The following is a 16,893-nucleotide window of genomic DNA, read 5'->3' as shown; positions in this document are numbered from 1 at the left end:
CTGCGTGTGGACCCTGTCTGCCTGCACGTCCCCCGCACCACCTCTCATCGAGGAGACCCCTGTGAAGTTCCGCGTCGAACGCGACGTCTTCGCCGATGCCGTTGCCTGGGCTGCCCGCAGCCTGCCGGTCCGCCCGAGCTCGCCGGTCCTGGCCGGCCTCCTGATCGAGGCCAACGACGCCGGCCTGATGCTGTCGACGTTCGACTACGAGACCTCGGCACGCGCCACGCTCACCGCGGAGGTCAACGACGAGGGCAAGGCGCTGGTGAGCGGTCGCCTGCTCGCCGACATCTGCCGCAGCCTGCCCGCGAAGCCGGTCGAGCTGACCCTCGAGGGCCCCCGCGTCTCGCTGACCTGCGGCTCGGCGCGCTTCAGCCTCCAGACCATGCCAGTCGCCGACTACCCGACGCTTCCCGAGATGCCCTCGGCCACCGGCACCGTGTCCAGCGCCGACTTCGCGCACGCGGTCGCCCAGGCGGTGACGGCCGCCGGCCGCGACGACATGCTGCCGGTGCTGACCGGCGTACGGATCGAGATCGATGGGTCCACGATGGCGCTGCTCGCCACCGACCGCTTCCGCCTCTCGCACCGTGAGCTCACCTGGAACCCGCAGTCCCCTGACGAGTCGGTTGCCGCCCTGGTCCCGGCCAAGGTGCTCGGCGACACCGCGAAGTCGCTGACCTCCGGCGCCGAGGTCACGATCGCCCTCAGCGCGAGCGGAGCCGGCGAGGGCCTGATCGGTTTCGAGGGCACCGGACTGGGCGGCGTACGCCGCACGACGACCCGCCTGCTCGACGGGGAGTTCCCCAAGGTGCGCTCGCTCTTCCCGGCCGAGCACCTCACGATCGCCAAGGTCAACAAGGCCGAGCTCATCGAGACCGTGAAGCGCGTGGCCCTGGTCGCCGAGCGCAACACCGCGGTGCAGATGAAGTTCGGTGACCACCAGATCGTCCTCGACGCCGGCTCCGGCGACGAGGCGATGGCGACCGAGGCGGTCGACGCCGACATCACCGGCGACGACCTCACCACCGGCTTCAACCCGCAGTTCCTGCTCGATGGCCTCACCGCCATCGACGGGGAGCTCGTCGACCTGGCATTCACCCAGGCCACCAAGCCCGTCGTGATCTCCGGGACCGACGCCGACGACGCCGGGTCCTTCCGCTACCTGCTGATGCCGCGGCGCCTGCTGAGCTGAGCAGTCGGGCGACGCGACCACCGAGGACTGATCGACCACCGAGGGGTGGGGTCTAGGCTCACGCCATGGACATCGGACTCATCGGACTCGGCAAGATGGGCGGCAACATGCGCGAGCGCATGCGCCGCGCAGGCCTGACGGTCGTCGGCTACGACCGCAATCCCGACGTCAGCGACGTCGACTCCCTGGCCGCGCTCGTCGAGGCACTGCCCAGCCCGAAGGTCGTGTGGGTCATGGTCCCCGCGGGCGACCCCACCCGCGCCACGGTGAAGGAGCTCGGCGAGCTCCTCGGCGAGGGCGACGTGGTGGTCGACGGCGGCAACTCGCGCTGGACCGACGACATCGCCAACGCCGAGCTGCTCGCGGCGAAGGGCATCGGCTACGTCGACTGCGGTGTCTCCGGCGGCGTCTGGGGCCTGGAGAACGGCTACGCCCTGATGTACGGCGGCGACGCCGACGACATCGCGAAGGTCCAGCGGGCCTTCGACGCACTGGCGCCCGAGGGCGACTTCGGCTCGGTCCACGCGGGCAAGGTCGGCGCCGGGCACTTCTCCAAGATGGTCCACAACGGCATCGAGTACGCGATCATGCAGTCCTACGCCGAGGGCTGGGAGCTGCTCGAGAAGGTCGACATGGTCGAGAACGTGACCGAGGTCTTCCGCTCGTGGCGAGAGGGCACCGTCATCCGCTCGTGGCTGCTCGACCTCATGGTCGCCGCCCTCGACGACGACCCGGGGCTGAGCCAGATCGCCGGCTACGCCGATGACTCCGGGGAGGGCCGCTGGACCGTCGAGGCCGGCATCGAGAACGCCGTCGCCACCCCTGCCATCACCGCGGCGCTCTACGCACGCTTCGTCTCCCGCCAGGACGACAGCCCGGCCATGAAGGCCGTGGCCGCGATGCGCAACCAGTTCGGCGGCCATGCCGTGCGCACCGCTGCCCCCAAGGGCGGTGACGTCGAGGACGGCGGTGCCGCGGACCAGACCGAGACCGCGAAGAAGGCCGGTGCCGGCAGCGCCGAGGAGCCCAGCGAGAGTTGAGACCTTGCACGTCGCCCACCTGAGCCTGCACAACTTCCGCTCCTACGCCGACCTCGACGTCGCGCTGGAGCCGGGGGCAACGGCCTTCATCGGCCGCAACGGGCAGGGCAAGACCAACCTCGTCGAGGCGATCGACTACCTCTCCCGGCTGTCCTCGCACCGGGTCGCGACCGACGCCCCCCTCATCCGCGCCGGCGCCGACCAGGCGGTCGTACGGGCGTCGGTGGTCAAGGAGGGACGTACGGCACTGCTCGAGGTGGAGCTGAACCCCGGTCGCGCCAACCGGGCGCGGATCAACCGCTCCCCCCTGCCGCGGCCGCGGGAGATCATCGGCCTGGTGCGCACCGTGGTCTTCGCCCCGGACGACCTGACCCTGGTCAAGGGCGACCCGTCGGACCGTCGCAAGATGCTCGACGACCTGTTGGTGCTGCGCGCGCCGCGACTGGCCGGGGTGCGCTCCGACTACGACCGGATCCTCAAGCAGCGCAACAGCCTGCTCAAGACCGCCGGGGTCGCGCGCGGCTCGTCGCGCGACGCGGCGATGGCGACGCTGGAGATCTGGGACGACAACCTCGCCCGCGTGGGGGCCGAGATCCTCGGCGCGCGGCTGCAGCTCGTGGAGGACCTGCGTCCCTACCTCGGCAAGGCCTACGAGGCGGTGGCGCGCGGCGCGAGCCGTGACGACGCCGACCTGGACTACAAGGCGAGCATCGAGGTGGGTGACGACCTCCAGCAAGCCCTGCTCGACGCCATCGCAGCGAGGCGCAAGGACGAGCTCGACCGCGGGATCTCGCTCGTCGGCCCGCACCGCGACGAGCTGCTGCTCACCCTCGGCACCGGATCCGGTCCCGACGACCTGCGCCTGCCGGTCAAGGGCTACGCCTCCCACGGGGAGTCGTGGTCGTTCGCGCTGGCGTTGCGCCTGGCGTCGTACGACCTGCTCCGTGCCGACGGTGACGACCCGATCCTCGTGCTCGACGACGTCTTCGCCGAGCTCGACGCCGAGCGCCGCAGCCAGCTCGCCCAGCTCGTCGCGGGCGCCGAGCAGGTGCTGGTCACGGCCGCGGTCGCCGCCGACGTGCCGGCTTCGCTGCAGGGCGTGCGCTACCTCGTCGCTGACGGCGAGGTGACCCGTGACGACTGAGGACGAGCCGACGACCGGCGACGAGACGGCGCCTGAAGCGGCTGTCGAGCAGGAGCCCGAGCCGGAGCACCGCGCCGACGGTCTCGACCTCGCGCGCTCCGCCGCCCGCGCGGCGGCCGCGAGCGCAAGCACGCAGCCCGCGCGCCGGAGGACGGCGCCCTTCCGTCGGCGTACGCGCACCACCTCCTCGGGCGCGCGCCCCGACGACCGCGACCCGCAGCTGCTCGACCAGGCGATGGGGCGCCTGATCGCCAACCACGGCTGGGAGCTCGACCTCAAGGTGCAGGGCGTCTTCGGCCGGTGGACCGAGCTGGTCGGCTCCGAGGTCGCCGACCACTGCACGCCAGAGTCGTTCAACGACGGCCGACTGGTGGTCCGCACGGACTCCACCGCCTGGGCGACCCAGCTCAAGCTGCTCGCCCCCTCGGTCGTACGCCGCCTCAACACCGAGCTCGGGCACGGCACCGTCACCGTGATCGAGGTGCTCGGGCCGCACCTGCCGAGCTGGACCAAGGGCCGGCTCTCCAGCCGCGACGGCCGGGGACCCCGCGACACCTACGGATGAGCCGGAATGCCGATCTGAGGGCCCCGCGCCGGTAGGGGGACCCACCGACCCCCCTGTTCGGCGCTGTGAACCGGCCTCATGGGGCCCCTGAAGGCACTTTCTTGCCCCCGTCGTCCCCAACTCACGGGTCGATCCTTCGGTGGGAGCTCCTGAGGCAGTAGGATGGGCGTACGAGTCGCACGTCTGGTTGCCCGTGGCAGCAGCAGCGACTCGAGTCATGTCGAACGCCCTTGCAGGCGACGGGAAGAAGGCTGTGCCTTGAGCGAAGAGAACGACGAGTTCACCACCGGACCGACCACCGACTCGCAGGCACCCGCACCCGACTCTCCCCCCTCCCCCGCCGAGGCCATCGCCGACGCGGTGGAGGCTGCGCAGGAGGAGGCGAGCGAGGTCGCGGCGGAGAAGCGCTCGTCGACCGCGGTCGACGAGGCGTTCGAGTACGACGCCTCGGCGATCACCGTGCTCGAAGGCCTCGAGGCGGTGCGCAAGCGCCCCGGCATGTACATCGGCTCCACCGGGGAGCGCGGCCTGCACCACCTGATCTGGGAGATCGTGGACAACGGCGTCGACGAGGCGCTCGCCGGCTACGCCACCCGGATCGTGCTCACGCTCCAGGCCGACGGCGGAGTGCGCGTCGAGGACAACGGTCGTGGCATCCCCACCGACACCGCGCCCGGCCAGGAGATGCCCGCCCTCACCATGGCGTTGACGATGCTCCACGCGGGCGGCAAGTTCGGCGGCGGCGGCTACAAGGTGTCCGGTGGCCTCCACGGCGTCGGCGTCTCGGTCGTCAACGCGCTGTCGACCCGCCTGGTCGCCGAGGTGAAGAACCGTGGCCACCTGTGGCGCCAGTCCTTCCAGCTCGGCGTGCCCGACGCCGACCTCGCGCAGGTCCGCGCGCTGGAGGACGGCGAGGGCACCGGCACCACGGTGACCTGGTACGCCTCCGACGACATCTTCGAGCACACCACCTACAACCTCGAGACCATCACCTCGCGCCTGCGCGAGATGGCCTTCCTCAACAAGGGCGTCGAGTTCGTCGTACGCGACGAGCGGGCCGACGCGGAGTCGCGCGTCGACGCGATCGAGGACGACACGGTGGACAGCTCGATCGACAACGCCGGGCACGACGCCATCAAGCGGGCGGAGACCGGCGGTCTCGAGCAGGTCTTCAAGTACGACCGCGGCCTCGTCGACTACGTCGAGCACCTCAACCGCCGCAAGGACAAGGCGAACGCGACCGTCATCTCCTTCGAGGCCGACACCCCTGAGTCGGTGGAGAACCACATGAGCCTCGAGGTCGCGATGCAGTGGAACACCACCTACACCGAGTCGGTCCACACCTTCGCCAACAACATCAACACCCACGAGGGCGGCACCCACGAGGAGGGCTTCCGCGCCTCCCTCACCTCCTTGGTCAACCACTGGGGCGAGGAGTGGGGCCTGATCAAGAAGAAGGAGGACCGCGTCTCGGGCGACGACATCCGCGAGGGCCTGACCGCGATCGTCTCCATCAAGCTCGCCGAGCCGCAGTTCGAGGGCCAGACCAAGACCAAGCTCGGCAACACCGAGGCCAAGGGCTTCACCCAGCGGATCATGAACGACCAGCTCGGTGCCTGGTTCGAGCAGAACCCCGCCGAGGGTCGTGACATCGTGCGCAAGTCGCAGGCCGCGGCCAGCGCCCGCATCGCAGCCCGCAAGGCGCGCGAGCTCGCCCGCGGCCGCAAGGGCCTGCTCGGCGGCGGCGGCCTGCCCGGCAAGCTCAGCGACTGCCAGTCGACCAACCCCGCCGAGTGTGAGGTCTTCATCGTGGAGGGCGACTCGGCCGGTGGCTCCGCGCGCCAGGGCCGCGACCCGCGCATCCAGGCGATCCTGCCGATCCGCGGCAAGATCCTCAACGTCGAGAAGGCCCGCATCGACAAGGTGCTCGCCAACTCCGAGGTCCAGGCGATCATCTCCGCGCTCGGCACCGGCATCCACGAGGAGTTCAACCTCGAGAAGCTGCGCTACCACAAGGTCGTGATGATGGCCGACGCCGACGTCGACGGCCACCACATCAACACCCTGCTGCTGACGCTGCTCTTCCGCTTCATGAAGCCACTCATCGAGCACGGCTACGTCTACATGGCCCAGCCGCCCCTCTACCGCCTGCGGTGGAACAAGCCGGCCGAGCACGAGTTCGTCTACTCCGACGCCGAGCGCGACGCGCTGCTCGCCGACGGCCAGGCCCAGGGCAAGAAGCTGCCCAAGGAGAACCCGGTCCAGCGCTACAAGGGTCTCGGCGAGATGAACGCCGACGAGCTGTGGGAGACCACGATGGACCCCGACGCCCGCCTGATGAAGCAGGTCGGCCTCGAGGACGCCGCGCAGGCCGACGAGATCTTCTCGATCCTGATGGGCGAGGACGTCGAGCAGCGCCGCTCCTTCATCCAGCGCAACGCCAAGGACGTCCGTTTCTTGGATATCTAGGCCGCTAGCCGTTTCTACGAGCAGCCCTAGACATCCCTAGAACGCAGGAGAGAACCACATGACTGAGACCCCCACCGGCACCGGCGCAGGCGGCTTCGGGTTCGGCGACGACCGCATCCAGCCGATCGAGCTGCAGACGCTGATGCAGCAGTCCTACATCGACTACGCGATGACCGTGATCGTCGGGCGCGCGCTGCCCGACGTACGCGACGGGCTGAAGCCGGTGCACCGCCGCATCCTCTACGCGATGTACGACGGCGGCTACCGCCCCGACCGCGGCTTCTCGAAGTGCTCGCGCGTCGTCGGCGACGTGATGGGTCAGTACCACCCCCACGGCGACACCGCGATCTACGACACCATGGTCCGCCTCGCGCAGCCGTGGGTGCTGCGCTCGCCGCTGATCAACGGCCAGGGCAACTTCGGCTCGCCGGGCAACGACTCCGCCGCCGCCATGCGCTACACCGAGTGCCGGATGGCGCCGCTGGCGATGGAGATGGTGCGCGACATCGACGAGGACACCGTCGACTTCCGCCCCAACTACGACGGTCGCTCGCAGGAGCCGACCATCCTCCCCTCGCGCTTCCCGAACCTGCTGGTCAACGGCTCGGCCGGCATCGCGGTCGGCATGGCGACCAGCATCCCGCCGCACAACCTCCACGAGGTCTCCGAGGCCGCGACCTGGGCGCTCGAGCACCCCGACGCCACCAAGGAGGAGCTGCAGGACGCCGTCATCGAGCGGATCAAGGGCCCCGACTTCCCCAACGGCGCGCTGATCGTGGGCCGCCAGGGCATCGAGCAGGCCTACCGCACCGGTCGCGGCTCGATCACCCAGCGCGCGGTCGTCGAGATCGACGAGGACGCCAAGGGCCGCACGATGCTCGTCATCAGCGAGCTCCCCTACATGGTCAACCCGGACAACCTGGCGCTGAAGATCGCCGAGCTCGCCGACTCCGGGCGCATCCAGGGCATCTCCGACGTGCGCGACGACACCAGCTCGCGCACCGGGCAGCGCCTGGTGATCATCCTCAAGCGCGACGCGGTGGCCCGCGTGGTGCTCAACAACCTCTTCAAGCACACCGAGCTCCAGACCAACTTCTCCGCCAACATGCTGGCGCTGGTCGACGGTGTGCCGCGCACGCTCCCGATCGACCAGTTCATCTCCAACTGGGTCACCCACCAGATCGAGGTCATCCAGCGGCGTACGCGCTTCCGCCTCGCCGAGGCCGAGCGCCAGGCCCACATCTACCGCGGTCTCGCGAAGGCGCTCGACGCCCTCGACGAGGTCATCGCGCTGATCCGTCGCAGCCCCGACGTCGAGGAGGCCCGCAGCGGCCTCATCGCGCTGCTCGACATCGACGAGGTGCAGGCCAACGCGATCCTCGAGATGCAGCTGCGCCGTCTCGCGGCGCTGGAGCGCCAGAAGATCATGGACCGTCTCGCCGACCTCGAGCGCGTCATCGCCGACCTCGAGGACATCCTCGCCAACGAGCCGCGCCAGCGCCAGATCGTCTCCGACGAGCTGAAGGAGATCACCGACAAGTACGGCAACGAGCGGCGTACGCAGATCATCGCCGCCGACGGCGACCTGTCGATGGAGGACCTGATCCCCGACGAGGACCTCGTCGTCTCCATCACCCGTGGCGGCTACGCCAAGCGCACCCGCGCCGACCAGTACCGCCTGCAGAAGCGTGGCGGCAAGGGCGTGCGCGGCGCGACCCTGCGCGGTGACGACGTGGTGCAGCACTTCATCGCCACCACCAACCACCACTGGCTGCTGTTCTTCACCACGGCCGGTCGTGTCTACCGCACCAAGGCCTACAACCTGCCCGAGGCGGCGCGCGACGCGAAGGGCGGCCACGTCGCCGGCCTGCTGAGCTTCCAGCCCAACGAGGACATCGCCCAGGTGCTGGCGATCCGCGACTACGAGCAGGCCCCCTACCTCGTGCTCGCCACCCGGACCGGGCTGGTCAAGAAGACCAAGCTCGGCGACTACAACTCGCCGCGTCAGGCAGGCGTCATCGCGATCAACTTCCGCGAGGACGACGACGAGCTGATCGGGGCCGAGCTGGTCAACGGCGACGACGACATCCTGCTGGTCTCCCGCAAGGGCCAGTCGATCCGCTTCAAGGCCGACGACGAGCAGCTGCGCCCGATGGGCCGCGCCACCGGCGGTGTGCGCGGCATGAAGTTCCGCGACGGCGACTCGCTGCTGTCGATGTCGGTCATCCGCGCCGACCAGGTCGCGGCCGAGGAGGCCGTCGAGGGCGACGCAGCCACCTCGGAGGAGGTCAAGGAGCAGTACGTCTTCACGATCACCGACGGCGGCTTCGCCAAGCGCAGCCGCATCAGCGACTACCGCCTGCAGTCCCGTGGCGGTATCGGCATCAAGGCGATGTCGCTGTCGAACGAGGACCGCGGTGGCCTGGTGGGCGCCTTCATCGTGGAGGAGGAGGACGAGGTCCTCTCCATCACCAGCAGTGGTCAGGTGGTGCGCAGCCCGATCGACGCCAACTTCCGTCCCACCGGCCGCTCGACGATGGGCGTGAAGTTCGTGACGCCGAAGAAGGGCGACACCGTGGCCGTCGTGGCCCGCTCCGTGGAGGCGAAGGTCGTCGAGGAGGCGGCCGAGGCAGCGGGCGTGGACACGAGCGCCGACGGAGCCGACGTCCCGGTCGGCGAATCGCAGGACGTGGCCGACGGTGCAACAATCGAGGCTCAGGACGCCGCTGACGCGAGCGTCCCGGTGTCCGACGACCTGGGCGCCGACGAAGACACCGAGGAGTGATCCATGTCGGACCGCACCGCGACTCCGCGTCGTACGTCCGGGGATGAGCCTGCCCGCAGGTCCCTCACCGGACGCCTGCAGGACACGCTGTCCAACGCTGCCGAGGAGCACCGCGCCAACGCCGACTCCAAGGCGCCGCGCGGCAACCGCGCCCGCCGTGCGTCGGGCCGCCAGCCCCGCCGCGCCCGGCTGCGACTGACCCGCATCGACCCCTGGTCGGTGATGAAGACGTCGTTCCTGCTGTCGGTCGCCTTCGGTGTGGTCACCTTCGTCGCGATCTTCATGGTGTGGTCCGTGCTCGGCGCCGCCGGCGTGTGGGACTCGATCAACTCGGCCGTGGCGAGCATCGTCGAGGGCGACAGCGGCAACTCGACCTTCGACATCACCGACTACGTCGGCATGTCGCGGGTGCTCGGCTTCACGCTGATCGTCTCGGTGCTCGACGTGGTCCTGCTCACGGCGATCGCCACGCTGACCGCCTTCCTCTACAACCTCGCCGCCGCCCTCCTCGGAGGCATCGAGGTCACCCTCGCCGAGGACGAGAAGTGATCTGACGGTCCTCCTGGGGTCTCGGTGGTTGAGGTGCGAGCGCAGCAAGCCTCGAAACCGACCCCCCTCGATTGGCACCGCCTGACCACCCTCAGGTAATCTTCGGCGTCGTCGCTTGCGACGTGTGCGGGCCTATAGCTCAGACGGTTAGAGCGCTTCCCTGATAAGGAAGAGGTCGGAGGTTCAAGTCCTCCTAGGCCCACTCCATCCCTTCGCTCCGCATCACGAGGAGAGTCCATGAAGAAGGTCCTGCTGATCACCCTCGCTGCCGCCGGCGCGCTGGTCGCGAAGAAGAAGATGGACGAGGGCAGGCACGAGCAGGCTCTCTGGGCCGAGGCGACCGACACCGTCGAGAAGGCCTGACGCTCCACCCCGCTCCACCGGGGGCCTTGGCGCAATTGGTAGCGCACCTGCTTTGCAAGCAGGGGGTTAGGGGTTCGAGTCCCCTAGGCTCCACCACTCCCGACGTCCCACGAGCGCGACGCGGACCACGCCTCGAAATCGGTCGTCGTCACAGACCCGCCGGGCCCACACTGGTCCCGTGCTGGGCATCACCGACCTCCCGACCTACCTCGTCGGCCTGATCCTCATCATCCTGCTGCCCGGACCGAACTCGCTCTACGTCCTCTCGGTGGCCGCGCGGCGAGGGGTGCGCAGCGGGTACGCCGCCGCGGCGGGCGTCTGGACCGGTGACGCCGTGCTGATGACGCTCTCCGCCGCAGGGGTGGCGTCGCTGCTGAAGGCCAACGAGACGGCGTTCAGCGCGGTCAAGTGGATCGGCGCCTCCTACCTGCTGTGGCTCGCGATCGGGATGATGCGCGCGGCGTGGGCCACGTGGCGCTCGCGCCGCACGGTCGCCGAGCAGATCGCCGACGCCTCCGAGGAGGCCGGCCTGGTGCCGAGCGCGAAGGGTGAGCGGCCCTACCGCCGGGCGCTGGTGATCAGCCTGCTCAACCCCAAGGCGATCCTCTTCTTCGTCGCGTTCTTCGTGCAGTTCGTCGACCCGTCCTACGCCCACCCGGTGATCTCGTTCCTCGCGCTGGGGGTCCTCGCCACCCTCGCGAGCGCGGCGTACCTCAGCGTCCTGATCGTGGCCGGCACCCGGCTGGCCGACGCGTTCCGACGGCGTACGGCGCTCTCGGCCGGCGCCACGTCGGCCGTGGGTGCGGTCTTCCTCGGCTTCGCGGTGAAGCTCGCGCTCGCCTCCGCCTGACGTCCCCCTGCAGGCGGCGGACGGCGCTCACCGGACGGCTGGGACAATCGAGCCCGTGAGCACCTCCCGCCGGCCCGGCCTGTTGACCGACCTCGGTGCGGTGGTCCTCACGCTCGTGCTCGTCGGGATCGCCGGGCTCCTCGGGAAGTGGCAGTACGACGCCTGGCAGGCCAGCCGGGAGGCCGAGGCCCGCGACCTGACCGGCATCGCGCCCGTGCCGCTGACCGACGTGATGGGCAACGACGACCCGTTCCCCGCGCCCGACCTCGGCCGACCGGTGGAGGTCGCCGGCGAGTGGCTGGACGGTGGCTTCTGGGTCGCCGACCGGGAGCAGGGCGGCCGGTCGGGCTACTGGGCCGTCGACCCCCTCCAGATGGGCGACGCGGCCGTGCTCGTCGTACGCGGCTGGGCCCCCGAGCCCGAGGCCGACCTGCTGGCGGTCACCGGCGAGGCGGAGCTGACCGGGTGGCTGCAGGCCCCCGACGGCAGCCTGGTCACCGACGACGACCCCGATGACGACGTCTTCCCCGAGATCCGCGTCGCGGACGCCGTGCAGCGGGTGGACGTCGACCTCTACTCCGCCTACCTCATCGCCCAGGAGCCCGCCGACGGCCTGGAGGCCGCCGAGCTCGAGGCACTGCCCACCCCGAGCCGCGCGACCGGCATCCGCAACCTGCTCTACGCCGTGGAGTGGTGGGTGTTCGGGGGCTTCGCCGCCTTCATCTGGTGGCGCTGGCGCCGGGACGCGACCGCTCCCGAGATCTCCCCGTCAGCGGGGTAGGCGGCACCCGATACCTTGGCGCCGTGTCCCGCAACCTCACCGCCTACCGCGTCATGGCCACCATCGTCGGTGTCCTCCTCGTGGTGCTCTGCCTGGTCGGCGTCCCGCTGGCCAACTTCGACGGCTCCCCGATGTGGGGCGTCTTCGACAGCACGCCCGCCTGGGTGACCACCGGCTCCGACCTCAACAACCTGGGCGAGGTCATCACGACCTACCTCGGTGTCGCGCACGGCTGGCTCTACATGATCTTCCTCTTCAGCGCCTTCGCGCTCTCGCGCCGGGCCGGCTGGGACCTGCCGTTCACGCTGGTCACCCTGGCGTGCGGCACCATCCCGGTGCTGTCGTTCTGGGCCGAGCACCGCGCGACGCAGCGGGTGCGCGCGGAGCACCCCGAGCTGGCCTGACGTGGAGACCCGGGTCTCGTGACGGGACTTCGTCCCTCCTCGACCAGCGGCACCACCGCCTTCGTGCTCGGCGGTGGCGGCGTCCTCGGCGCCGTCGAGGTCGGCATGCTCCGCGCGCTGCTGGAGCGCGAGATCGTGCCCGACCTGGTCGTCGGCACGAGCGTCGGGGCGCTCAACGGCGCGCTGGTGGCACGTCAGCCCGAGCCCGCCGTCGTGGAGCGGCTCACCGAGCTGTGGGCCTCCACCGCACGGTCCCGCGACGTCTACGGCGACCGGCCGCTGCGCACGGTCCGCCGGGCCGTCGCCACCGGCACCCACATCTACTCCTCGGCGCCGCTGCGGCGGCGGCTGACCGAAGAGCTCGGCGACGCCCGCTTCGAGGACCTCCCGGTGCGCCTGGAGGTCTGCGCCGCCAGCATCGAGCGCGCGGCGGAGCACTGGTTCACCAGCGGCCCGCTCGTGCCCGCCATCCTGGCCAGCGCCGCCGTGCCCGGTCTCCTGCCGCCTGCCGAGATCGACGGCGAGCACTTCCTCGACGGGGGCCTGGTGAACTCCATCCCCGTCGGCCGGGCCGTCGAGCTCGGCGCGACGCGGGTCTTCGTGCTCCAGGTCGGCCGCATCGACCGGCCGCTCGCGCCGCCCACCCGGCCGTGGGACGTCGCCCGGGTCAGCTTCGAGGTGGCCAGGCGCCACCGCTTCATGCGCGACATGGCGACCATCCCCGAGGGCGTCGAGGCCCACGTCCTCCCGGCCGGCGGCACGTCCGCGCGCGACGACTCGCTGCTCTCGCACCGTGACTTCGGGAGCGTCGAGGCGCGCATCGAGGCGACGTACGCCGCCTCCCGCGACTACCTCGACGAGGCCCTCGGGCCGGCCGAGGGCTCCCGGCCGTGAGCCACCCGGGCGTCGGGGCCCTGCGCCGCCTCGTCGTCGCGCCGACGGTGATCACGCTCACCGTGCTGCTGTGGGTGACCCTGCCGGCCTGGCTGCTCGTCGCCGCTGCCCTCGCACCGGTGCTGCCGGGCCGCTGGCGCGCGCTGCGGCTGCTGTGGCTCGTCGTGGTCTACCTGAGCTTCGAGACGCTGCTGCTCGTCGTGCTGCTGGGCCTTTGGCTCGCCAGCGGCTTCGGGTGGCGGATCCGCTCGCCTTACTTCGCCGGCATCCACTACGACCTCGTGCAGGGCACGCTCATCGTCTTCTTCCGCGAGGCCCGGCGCGTCTTGGCCCTGCACATCCGCACCGACGGTCCGCACCCGACCCGTCATCCGGACGGCCCAGTGCTGGTCATGTGCCGCCACGCGGGCCCGGGTGACTCGTTCATCCTGATGTACGCCCTGCTGCACTGGTACCACCGCGAGCCGCGGGTGGTCCTGAGGAACACCCTCGCGTGGGACCCCGCGATCGACGTGATCCTCAACCGCATCCCGGCGCGCTTCATCTCACCGAACCCGGCCGCGGGCGAGGACCTGGAGTCGCAGATCGCCGCGCTGGCCACCGGCCTGGACGACAACGACGCCTTCGTGATCTTCCCCGAGGGCGGCAACTTCACCCCTGAGCGCCGCGACCGCGGGATCGCGCGGCTCCGCAAGCTCGGCCTCGAGCGGATGGCGGTGCGCGCGGAGGAGATGATCCACGTGCTGGCTCCACGTCCGGGCGGAGTGCTGGCAGCGCTGGAGGCGGCACCGGACGCCGACGTGCTGATGGTCGCCCACACCGGGCTCGACCACCTGGTGACGGTGAGCGACCTGTGGCGCGAGCTGCCGATGGACAAGCAGATCACCATGCGGTGGTGGCAGGTCTCGCGCGCGGAGATCCCCGAGGACCGCGAGGAGCGGATCGAGTGGCTCTACGGCTGGTGGGAGCAGATCGACAAGTGGATCGAGGCCAACCGGCCACCGGACGGCCCCTGAGCGCGGCGTCCGGACGCACACCGGGCGGTGCCCCAGCCACGTCCCCGGCGTGCGGGGTGTGGCCAGGACACCGCCCGAAGCGATGTCGCGGTGGTGCTACTTCTCGTGCGGCGCGTCGTCGATGTCGATGACGTCGGCCGGCGCGTCGGGGGTGGTGGCCTCGTGGGCCTCCTCCGCCTGGTCGCTGATCGCCTCGCCGGGTGCGCCGCCACCGGTGTCGTCGGCAGCCGGGGGCTCGGCGGTGACGACGTCGTCCGCGGTGACCTCGTCGGTCAGCGGGTCGGTCAGCGGGTCACCGGACGTGGTGGCCGGCGTGACCGGGGCCGCGGCCGGTGCCTGGGGGGTCGAAGGTGCCGCCGGCGGGGCCGGGGGGACGTAGCTCGACTGCCAGTTGGCCTCGGCGTCCTGCTTGGCGCGGAGCTTGCTGAACACCACGCCGCCCAGGGCGAGCAGGCCGCCCAGCAGCAGGAGCTTCTTGAGCCGGCCCCCGCTGGGCTCGGGCTCGATGCCGCGCAGCTCGTTGACCTTCGCGGCCGCGACGTCGCGGCTGGCCGCGGCGCGCTCGGCAGCGAGGGCGGCGCCCACGGACGCCTTCTCGCTGGCGGTGGCCCTGGCCTCGGCCAGGAGCGGTGCGGCCTTCTCACGGGCCTCGGCGGCCTTCTCGCTCGCGAGCGCGGCGCCCACGGACGCCTTCTCGGCGGCGAGGGCACGGCCCTCGGCGATGAGCGGCTGGGTCTTCTCGCGCGCGTCGGTGATGACGGGCCCGGCCTTGTCCACGGCCTGTTCCCACGCGGACTCCAGGTGGGGCAGAACGGTCTCTGAGACCTGCTCGACGTAGTCGTGTGCCCGGTCCATGAGGGACTTCTTGCGGCGGAAAGGCATGCGTGACCTCCTCTGTCAGTTGTGGCTCCATCTCACCATGCCCACCCTGAGGCGACCAGCCCCGTCCGGGTGGGTGGCGGTGCGTGGCAGGATCGAGGCGCACGCGGGCCAGTGAGGCCCACCCCCACAGACAGCTGAGAGGCACATCCCATGGCCGACATGAAGGCGACCCTGAAGACCAACCGGGGCGACATCGTCATCGACCTCTTCCCGAACCACGCCCCCGAGACCGTCGACAACTTCGTCGGCCTCGCCGAGGGCACCAAGGACTACCGCGACGACGCGGGCCGAAGCGGCGAGAAGTACTACGACGGCCTCGGCTTCCACCGGGTCATCGAGGGCTTCATGATCCAGGGCGGCTGCCCGCTCGGCACCGGTACGGGCGGCCCGGGCTACACGTTCAAGGACGAGACCCACCCCGAGCTCGTCTTCGACAAGCCCTACCTGCTCGCCATGGCCAACGCCGGCCCGGGCACCAACGGCTCGCAGTTCTTCATCACCGTCGGCGCCACCCCGTGGCTCAACCGCAAGCACACGATCTTCGGCGAGGTGGCCGACCAGGCCAGCCGCGACGTGGTCGACGCCATCGCGACCAGCCCGACCGGTGCGATGGACCGCCCGCAGGAGCCGGTCGTCATCGAGTCGGTCACCGTCGAGCGCTGACGCAGACCTGATCACCTCCTCCTCATGACCCAACCGTCCGAGGACCCGCCCGCGACCGGGGTGCCCATCTGCTACCGGCACTCCGGTCGCGAGACGTGGATCCGCTGCCAGCGCTGCGACAAGCCGATCTGCCCCGACTGCATGCGCGACGCCGCCGTGGGCTTCCAGTGCCCCGACTGCGTCAAGGAGGCGAACAAGAGCTCGCGCCAGAACCGCGCGATGTACGGCGGGGAGCGCAGCGCCGACCCCCGCCTGACGACGTACGTCCTGATCGGCATCAACGCCGTCGTCTGGCTCGCGATCACCGCCACCGGTGCTCGCCTCTCGCGGGTCGCCGACCTGCTGGCGCTCTCCCCGACCGGCAGCTGCGGGTCGCGGTCGGCGCCCAACCAGTACTACCCCGGCCTGCCGAGCGAGACTTCCTGCAACCTGGTCCCCGGCGGTGACGGGGTGTGGCACGCAGGCGTGGCCGACGGCGCGTGGTGGCAGCTGATCACGAGTGCCTTCACCCATGTGGAGATCTGGCACGTAGCGATGAACATGTTCGCCCTGCTGATCTTCGGACCCGCCCTCGAGGCCATCATCGGCCGCACCCGCTACCTGGGCGTCTACCTCATCAGTGCGGTCGGCGGCTCGGCGGCCGTGATGCTGCTCAGCAACCCGTCGGGCTCGACCGTCGGGGCCTCCGGCGCCCTCTTCGGTCTCCTCGGAGCCCTGCTCGTGGTGGCCCGCAAGGCGCGGCTGGACTCCCGGGCGCTCCTGCAGAACCTCGGTCTCGGTGTCGCGATCAGCGTCTACGGACTGGTCGTCGGTGGCATCTCCTGGCAGGGCCACCTCGGCGGCTTCGTCGCCGGTGCGGCAGCCGCGGCCGTGATCGCCTACGCCCCGCGCTCGAAGCGCACCGTGGTGCAGTGGACCGGCCTCGGCCTGCTGACCGTCGTGCTGGTGGCGATCGCCCTCGCGCGAGGTCTCGCGCTCGCCTGACGCCCGCCGGCACCCGAACATCGGCCCCCGCCCTGCGTCGTACGACGTGGAGCGGGGGCCGAGCTGCGTCCGCTGTTGTTCCACAGGTGTGCACACAGGTGTGGATAACTACAGGCGTGTAATTCTCCACAGGGATTGTCCACAGTGTGGAGATCCGCACAGGTGTGCGAGGGCTGGCGCCTGTCGTGCTCTTGGGATCCCCGGCTGACCGGGGATCCCCGAGGTTGTCGGCCTCTGCACGGCCTGACAACCTCAGGGAGAGCCTGACAACCCCGGCGCGGGGCGTACACCGACCGCGCCGGGACCCCG

At 70.6% G+C, this 16,893-nt stretch carries 16 protein-coding genes and 2 tRNA genes; 17 read left to right on the top strand and 1 reads right to left on the bottom strand.

Translation table 11 applies throughout. The annotated features are described in order from the left end of the window. Positions 1–61 precede the first annotated feature (61 nt). The 15 genes from dnaN (at position 62) to K4G59_RS07430 (ending at position 14,055) form a co-directional block, all read left to right on the top strand. Positions 62–1,195 carry a DNA polymerase III subunit beta gene (dnaN, locus tag K4G59_RS07500; protein WP_231250341.1) on the top strand — a complete coding sequence of 378 codons (1,134 nt, stop codon included), beginning with the start codon at positions 62–64 and terminating at the stop codon, positions 1,193–1,195. A gap of 65 nt (positions 1,196–1,260) precedes the next feature. Beyond that, complete coding sequence (gene gnd / locus K4G59_RS07495; protein WP_231250340.1) at positions 1,261–2,235, top strand: phosphogluconate dehydrogenase (NAD(+)-dependent, decarboxylating); 975 nt, start codon at positions 1,261–1,263, stop codon at positions 2,233–2,235. 4 nt (positions 2,236–2,239) lie between these two features. Beyond that, on the top strand, positions 2,240–3,379 hold the full coding sequence (gene recF / locus K4G59_RS07490; protein WP_231250339.1) for a DNA replication/repair protein RecF: 1,140 nt from the start codon (positions 2,240–2,242) through the stop codon (positions 3,377–3,379). Further along, the gene (locus tag K4G59_RS07485; RefSeq protein ID WP_231250338.1) at positions 3,369–3,944 is read left to right on the top strand and encodes a DciA family protein; all 576 of its coding nucleotides are present in this window, start codon (positions 3,369–3,371) and stop codon (positions 3,942–3,944) included. Before recF ends, K4G59_RS07485 begins: the two co-directional genes overlap by 11 nt. 348 nt (positions 3,945–4,292) lie before the next feature. Next, positions 4,293–6,413: a DNA topoisomerase (ATP-hydrolyzing) subunit B gene (gene gyrB / locus K4G59_RS07480; protein WP_372461804.1), complete on the top strand. Its 2,121-nt coding sequence runs from the start codon at positions 4,293–4,295 to the stop codon at positions 6,411–6,413. A 58-nt stretch (positions 6,414–6,471) separates the two neighbouring features. After that, positions 6,472–9,198: a DNA gyrase subunit A gene (gene gyrA, locus K4G59_RS07475; RefSeq protein ID WP_231250337.1), complete on the top strand. Its 2,727-nt coding sequence runs from the start codon at positions 6,472–6,474 to the stop codon at positions 9,196–9,198. Between the two features lie 3 nt (positions 9,199–9,201). Further along, the gene (locus tag K4G59_RS07470; protein WP_231250336.1) at positions 9,202–9,747 is read left to right on the top strand and encodes a DUF3566 domain-containing protein; all 546 of its coding nucleotides are present in this window, start codon (positions 9,202–9,204) and stop codon (positions 9,745–9,747) included. 128 nt (positions 9,748–9,875) lie between these two features. Continuing rightward, positions 9,876–9,949, top strand: a tRNA-Ile gene (locus tag K4G59_RS07465). A gap of 35 nt (positions 9,950–9,984) precedes the next feature. Beyond that, positions 9,985–10,110 (top strand): DLW-39 family protein, encoded by a 126-nt coding sequence (locus tag K4G59_RS07460; RefSeq protein ID WP_231250335.1) that lies wholly within the window; start codon positions 9,985–9,987, stop codon positions 10,108–10,110. Positions 10,111–10,130: 20 nt separating this feature from the next. Further along, positions 10,131–10,206 (top strand) — tRNA-Ala (locus K4G59_RS07455). Between the two features lie 82 nt (positions 10,207–10,288). Further along, positions 10,289–10,960, top strand: a complete 672-nt coding sequence (gene leuE / locus K4G59_RS07450) for a leucine efflux protein LeuE (RefSeq protein WP_231250334.1) — start codon at positions 10,289–10,291, stop codon at positions 10,958–10,960. Positions 10,961–11,015: 55 nt separating this feature from the next. Then, positions 11,016–11,741, top strand: a complete 726-nt coding sequence (locus K4G59_RS07445; RefSeq protein ID WP_231250333.1) for an SURF1 family protein — start codon at positions 11,016–11,018, stop codon at positions 11,739–11,741. Positions 11,742–11,764: 23 nt separating this feature from the next. Next, complete coding sequence (locus K4G59_RS07440) at positions 11,765–12,145, top strand: DUF3817 domain-containing protein (protein ID WP_207083332.1); 381 nt, start codon at positions 11,765–11,767, stop codon at positions 12,143–12,145. 18 nt (positions 12,146–12,163) lie between these two features. After that, positions 12,164–13,039: a patatin-like phospholipase family protein gene (locus K4G59_RS07435; protein WP_231250332.1), complete on the top strand. Its 876-nt coding sequence runs from the start codon at positions 12,164–12,166 to the stop codon at positions 13,037–13,039. Further along, positions 13,036–14,055: a 1-acyl-sn-glycerol-3-phosphate acyltransferase gene (locus K4G59_RS07430; protein WP_231250331.1), complete on the top strand. Its 1,020-nt coding sequence runs from the start codon at positions 13,036–13,038 to the stop codon at positions 14,053–14,055. Before K4G59_RS07435 ends, K4G59_RS07430 begins: the two co-directional genes overlap by 4 nt. Positions 14,056–14,151: 96 nt before the next feature. Here the strand turns inward: K4G59_RS07430 and K4G59_RS07425 are convergent, their stop codons facing one another. Beyond that, complete coding sequence (locus K4G59_RS07425; protein WP_231250330.1) at positions 14,152–14,937, bottom strand: hypothetical protein; 786 nt, start codon at positions 14,935–14,937, stop codon at positions 14,152–14,154. Between the two features lie 150 nt (positions 14,938–15,087). Here K4G59_RS07425 and K4G59_RS07420 point away from each other — a divergent pair, with 150 nt between their 5' ends. Next, positions 15,088–15,600: a peptidylprolyl isomerase gene (locus tag K4G59_RS07420; protein ID WP_231250329.1), complete on the top strand. Its 513-nt coding sequence runs from the start codon at positions 15,088–15,090 to the stop codon at positions 15,598–15,600. A 24-nt stretch (positions 15,601–15,624) separates the two neighbouring features. Continuing rightward, positions 15,625–16,584, top strand: a complete 960-nt coding sequence (locus K4G59_RS07415) for a rhomboid family intramembrane serine protease (protein WP_231250328.1) — start codon at positions 15,625–15,627, stop codon at positions 16,582–16,584. The last annotated feature ends 309 nt before the right edge of the window (positions 16,585–16,893 follow it).

The sequence above is a fragment of the Nocardioides furvisabuli genome, from assembly GCF_021083185.1.
Classification (GTDB): domain Bacteria; phylum Actinomycetota; class Actinomycetes; order Propionibacteriales; family Nocardioidaceae; genus Nocardioides; species Nocardioides furvisabuli.
The sequence above is the reverse complement of the archived record's forward strand: the minus strand, read 5'-3'. Positions and strand labels throughout refer to the sequence as shown.